This window comes from Arthrobacter sp. 2MCAF14 (assembly GCF_052115645.1).
Taxonomy (GTDB): Bacteria; Actinomycetota; Actinomycetes; order Actinomycetales; family Micrococcaceae; genus Arthrobacter.
Genome location: NZ_JBFRHB010000081.1, coordinates 1 through 5,036 on the forward strand (window position 1 = coordinate 1; position 5,036 = coordinate 5,036).

Annotated in this window: 5 protein-coding genes and 1 pseudogene; 1 reads left to right on the plus strand and 5 read right to left on the minus strand. The window is 65.9% G+C overall.

Annotated elements, in window-relative coordinates; translation table 11 throughout:
• Window positions 1-417 (plus strand): transposase (locus tag AB4074_RS24495; protein ID WP_441415705.1); only part of this gene is annotated, 417 nt, incomplete at its 5' end.
• Between the two features lie 866 nt (window positions 418-1,283).
• On the opposite strand, the gene AB4074_RS24500 is transcribed toward AB4074_RS24495, so the two are convergent.
• From AB4074_RS24500 to AB4074_RS24520, 5 genes and pseudogenes are all read right to left on the minus strand, one after another.
• Complete coding sequence (locus AB4074_RS24500) at window positions 1,284-1,493, minus strand: hypothetical protein (protein WP_441415706.1); 210 nt, start codon at window positions 1,491-1,493, stop codon at window positions 1,284-1,286.
• 149 nt (window positions 1,494-1,642) lie between these two features.
• Window positions 1,643-2,545, minus strand: a complete 903-nt coding sequence (locus AB4074_RS24505; RefSeq protein WP_441415707.1) for an aldose 1-epimerase family protein — start codon at window positions 2,543-2,545, stop codon at window positions 1,643-1,645.
• The gene (gene araA / locus AB4074_RS24510) at window positions 2,542-4,062 is read right to left on the minus strand and encodes an L-arabinose isomerase (protein ID WP_441415708.1); all 1,521 of its coding nucleotides are present in this window, start codon (window positions 4,060-4,062) and stop codon (window positions 2,542-2,544) included. The genes AB4074_RS24505 and araA overlap by 4 nt, the downstream gene beginning before the upstream one ends.
• A 57-nt stretch (window positions 4,063-4,119) precedes the next feature.
• A complete protein-coding gene (locus AB4074_RS24515; protein ID WP_441415709.1) occupies window positions 4,120-4,827 on the minus strand; it encodes an L-ribulose-5-phosphate 4-epimerase in 708 nt (235 codons plus the stop codon).
• Window positions 4,824-5,036, minus strand: a pseudogene (locus AB4074_RS24520) (ribulokinase); the annotation flags it as partial. The gene AB4074_RS24515 and the pseudogene AB4074_RS24520, both read right to left, overlap by 4 nt.

Sequence of the window (5,036 nt, forward strand, 5' to 3'; positions counted from 1 at the left end):
TCGTGCAAGACCGGTCTGCCCACCCCGATTCCCTACAAGCGCCCCAGTTCCGGACGGTCTCACCGTACGACCAAACCACCAAGCCCAGCCAGCCAGACGAACAACGCGAGGCACCCACCATCTTTCATACCCGGTACCAACGCGATCGAGTCCCTGAACTACCAGCTGCGCAAAATCATCAAGAACCGCGGCCATTTCCCCAACGACACCGCAGCCGTCAAACTACTCTGGCTGGCCATCTGCAACATCGAGGACAAACGCGCCAGCGAACGCGCAAAGCTCCACGGCAAGAGCCGCGACAGCCGGCACAAATCCATCCACATCCTCATCGAAGGATCCCAAAGCCAAGGCTGGAACGAAGCCCTCGGCGTGCTCGCCCTGACCTACCCCGAACGACTAGCACCATACCCGGCCTAAACAAACCACCGGCCTCTTACACAAACATCTTGACAAGCTCCGGTGTTTCGGAGGCGACCGGGGAACCGCAAACCGGACCCGCCGGAACCATGCGCCGGAGGCCGCGAGGACAAATTCAGCCCCGCAGCGAGGGCAGTTCCTGTCCGCACTGAACTCACCGGGATTCGTGGATGCCGCTGGCGGCGGGCACTGACGTGAACGTGACCGCCGCGGGTCGATGGCGTCGATGCTGGCCAAAACAACCCGAAAACGCGGCCCCGCGCTGCTGCCCACGGTCCCTACCGCCGGCACTCCGTGCTTCGCCCCGGGACTTGTCTGAACACGCGACAAAATGGAGCACCGCTTCAGGGCCGCCGGGCCCGTCGATCGCGGCGGCAAGGAACCTGGGACGGATCCTGCATGCCCTGAAGCTCTCTGGCCTCAAGGACACCCTGGACGAACGCCGCGCCTCTGGACCGCCAACATCAAGTTGCATGCCTGGGACGAGCACGAGGACCCCAACTATGCCCGGATTCTGGCCTCGGACCTACCGGGAGCGACAAAAGCCACCGGTGGGACCGCAATACGGACAAGCACCGCTGCTACCGCTGGCACGATGCACGTGCGACCGACACTTAGGACGACGCTGGGTTCTGCCAGTAAAAGAATACGAATCCCAGGTTCTGCACGGCTTGAACAGATGGAAGCGACTTCATTGCCGCGAAAGTGTCCTCACCTCCTGACACAAATGCGTTCTTCAGTGTGAGTACGTATTTCCGTGGGTCACTTCCTCGTAAGGTTCCGCATCTCCTGGCGAAGTCTCACCGGGTGAGAGCTCAGTTGCTGAACGCGGGGGCATGGCTTCCTCCCCCTTACGTCGCATGGGGTCAGCGAAGGAGTTCGCGGGTCATTCCGAAGGGAACGTGGTCGGAGAGTTCGGCCGTATAACGGCCTGGCAGGCGGCGGGTGATGAGGATCCCGCGTGCCCTGACGTGCAGGGCGGCTTCCTGTAGTTCCCGCACGGCGGCCTCGAGTTGCTCGTCAAGCTCGTGGCGGCTTTTCACTTGTATGTCGATGCGTTCGGTCAGGGTGGACATCGGGACACTTCCTTCGGGATGGGTTCAGGCTTCCACTGCGCTGGATTGAGCTGAATTGAGAGGAGGGCGTTTGCCGCGGGCAGGCGTCGACAGGACAACCTCTGACTCGGATCCACGGGACCTGAAGAGGGTGGCCGGTAATCGTGCTGTCACGAGGCGAAGATGCGCCATGATGCATCGTGCGAGGCTCCTGGCTCAAGTCGGATCAGGTCCTGGCCGCTGTTGAAGGCATCGGGCGGGCAGGTCATGGGTTCCACGGCGAGTCCGAGCCGGTTCGGCGAGGGTGCGGGCTTGTCCGCGGTGTGGACCTGCAGCCAGAGGCAGCTCCGGTCCCACGACATGCCGACACCCGTGCCGGAAGGGTCGCGGACCACCACGCGGGAGCGCCCGCCGTCGTCGAACGTGATGTCCGTGAAGGCATGGTCGATTTCCGTCGCACCGATCGGGCGCGGTCTACGGAAGTCGAACTCGCGGCCTGCCACGGGGCGTGTGCCGAGGGGAAGCAGCCGGTCCGCGGTGACCTCCAGGAAGGATTCGGCGGGAAGCTCAAGGACCCATTCGTCCAGCGGGGCCGGTCCTGCCATCAGGTAGGGGTGCGGACAGACGCCGTAGGGCGCGGTCCGCTCCCCGGGGTTCCGCGCCGTCACTGTGGTGTGCAGTCCGGCTGCATCCAGCCGGTAGTCCAGCTGAAGCGCGAGCCGGAACGGATACCCGGGGCTCTCGCCGATTTCGCAGCCCAGTCTGAGGGTCTCGGTGCTGCCGGCTTGGAAGGTCCAGAGCTGGTCGAACACGAGTCCGTGCAGTGCGGTCCGTCGCGCGGGCTCGTTGAGCGGAAGGTGCAGGACGGTGCCGTCGTGTCGGTAGCTTCCGTCCGCGATCCGGTTGGGCCACGGGGCGGCGACGATGCCGCGGTAGTCCGGGATGGGCGCGGCGGCGTCGAACGGGACCACCAGGTCCCGGCCCTGGAAGGTGAGTTGCCGCAGGGCACCGCCTCTTTGGACGATTGAGGCGGTGTAGTCGCCTGCGGCCAGCCGGAATTCCTCGCCGTTCACAGCCCGCCGGCGAGTTTGTAGTAGGCGGCGTTCCAGGCCAGTTCCTTCTTGAACGCCTTGATGGTGGTGCTGTCGTCGATGGTGAGCAGTTCGGTCCGGGCGATTTCGGCGAAGTCCTCGAACACGTCCATGCCCACCTGGGTGGAAAGCACCGTGTGGTGCGCGGCGCCTGCGGTGAGCCACGCGGCGGCGGAGGTCGCGAAGTCGGGCTTCGGCTCCCACAGTGCACGGGCGACGGGGAGGTTGGGCAGCGGTTCGGGGAGGCCGACGACGTCCACGGCGTTCGCCACGAGGCGGAAGCGGTCGCGCATGTCCGACAGGGCGACGACGACGCCGGGGCCGGCGTCGGTGTCGAAGACCATGCGGACGGGGTCTTCCTTGCCCCCGATGCCCAGCGGGTGGATCTCCACCCGCGGCTTCGTGGCGGTCAGAGAGGGGCAGACCTCGAGCATGTGCGCGCCGAGGATCTTCTCCTCCCCGGGCGTCAAGTGGTAGGTGTAGTCCTCCATGAGCGAGGCGCCGCCGGGCAGGCCGGCGCCCATGACCTTCGCGGCCCGGACCAGGATCGCGGTCTTCCAGTCGCCCTCGGCGCCGAAGCCGTAGCCGTCGGCCATGAGCCGCTGCACCGCCATCCCGGGAAGCTGCCGCAGCGCGCCCAGGTCCTCGAACGACGTCGTGAACGCAGCGGAGCCGTTCGCCTCCAGGAAGGACCGGAGACCGAGTTCGATCCGGGCGCTGTAACGCAGCGAGTCGCGCCGGGGACCGCCCGCGCGCAGTTCCGGTGCGAGCTCGTAGAGGCGCTCGTATTCGGCGACGAGGGCGTCGACGTCGGACTCCGGCGGGCCGTGGACGGCGTCGGCGAGTTCGTTCACGGACCAGGTGTTGACCGAGACGCCGAAGCGCAGCTCGGCTTCGGTCTTGTCCCCTTCGGTGACGGCGACGTTGCGCATGTTGTCACCGAAGCGGGTCAGTTTCAGGGTGCGCACCGCGGCCCATCCGGCACAGGCGCGCTGCCAGACTCCGACCTGGCGCGTGACCTCGGGGTTGGAGACGTGCCCGACGACGGTCTTCCGCGGCACGCCGAGGCGAGACTGGATGTAGCCGAACTCGCGGTCGCCGTGGGCTGCCTGGTTAAGGTTCATGAAATCGAAGTCAATGTCCGCCCACGGCAACTCGACGTTCGCCTGGGTGTGCAGGTGAAGGAGGGGCTTGCGGAGCAGGTCCAGGCCCTGGATCCACATCTTGGCCGGGCTGAAGGTGTGCATCCAGGCAGTCACGCCGATCACCGCGTCATCCGAGTTGGCTTCCAGGGCGGTGCGGCGGATGGCGTCCGCGTCCGTCAGCACGGGCTTCCAGACCAGCTTGACCGGAACATTAGAGGACGCGTTCAGGCCGGCGGCGATTTCCTGGGACTGCGCGGCCACCTGCTTGAGGACGTCCTCGCCGTAGAGGTGCTGGCTGCCCGTGAGGAACCAGACTTCGTAGTGTTCGAGGGAGGTGTTGTTGGCGATAGGCATGGGTTTCTCCTTGAAAGTTTGGGTGGGGCGCCAGCGGCCAGGGGTTGCAGGGCCGCGTCAGCGGCCGTAGACGTTCTGGTAGCGGTCGTAGAGGGACTCGATCTGGGCTGCGTCGATCGGCACGGGTTCACCGAGCTGCCGGGAAATGTGGACCGTCCGGGCCACTTCCTCGCACATCACGGCGGCCTTGACGGCGGAGCGGGCGTCCTTGCCGACGGTGAACGGGCCGTGGTTCTGCATCAGGACCGCCGGCGAATTGGAGTTTTTGAGCGTTCCAACGATGCCGCGGCCGATCGAATCGTCCCCGATCAACGCGAACGGGCCCACCGGGATGGTGCCGCCGAATTCGTCGCCCATCATGGTCAGCACGCACGGGATGGGTTCTCCGCGCGCGGCCCACGCCGTGGCATAGGTCGAGTGCGTGTGGACCACGCCGCCGACGTCGGGCATGTTCCGGTACACGTACGCGTGCGCGGCAGTGTCCGAGGACGGCGAGACGTCCGGATTGCCCCACGCGACCGTGCCGCCGCTCCCGGTGTTGATACCGCAAACTGGTGTGCCGTAGAGGTCCGTGACCACCATCAGCTCGGGCGTCAGCGCGTCGTAGGACACTCCCGATGGCTTGATGACCATCAAGTCATGCCCCGGGACTCGGGCGGAGACATTGCCTGCGGTCCAGACGACGAGCTCGTAACGGGTCAGTTCGGCGTGCAGCGCGCACACTTCGGCCCGGATCCGGTCAATGGTCTCCAGCAGTGCGCTCACGCGTTGCTTCCTTCCAGAAGGGCATCCAAATGCTCGGTCCGGTGTGCAGAGCGCTGGATTTTCTTGAGCCGGTGCATGACCTCGTTGCTTCCCCTGCCGAAGTAGTCGTGCAGTGTCCGGTACTCGCGGAACAGCTCTTCGTAGGCGGCGACGTTTTCCGGGATCGGCGTGTAGGCGGCCCCGGGTTCGGATCCCATGGCGGCCGCGGC

Excerpts from the sequence above, each read along its gene's own strand:
- AB4074_RS24500 (WP_441415706.1), bottom strand. The coding sequence starts at position 1,493 with ATGTCCACCCTGACCGAACGCATCGACATACAAGTGAAAAGCCGCCAC.
- araA (WP_441415708.1), bottom strand. The coding sequence starts at position 4,062 with ATGCCTATCGCCAACAACACCTCCCTCGAACACTACGAAGTCTGGTTC.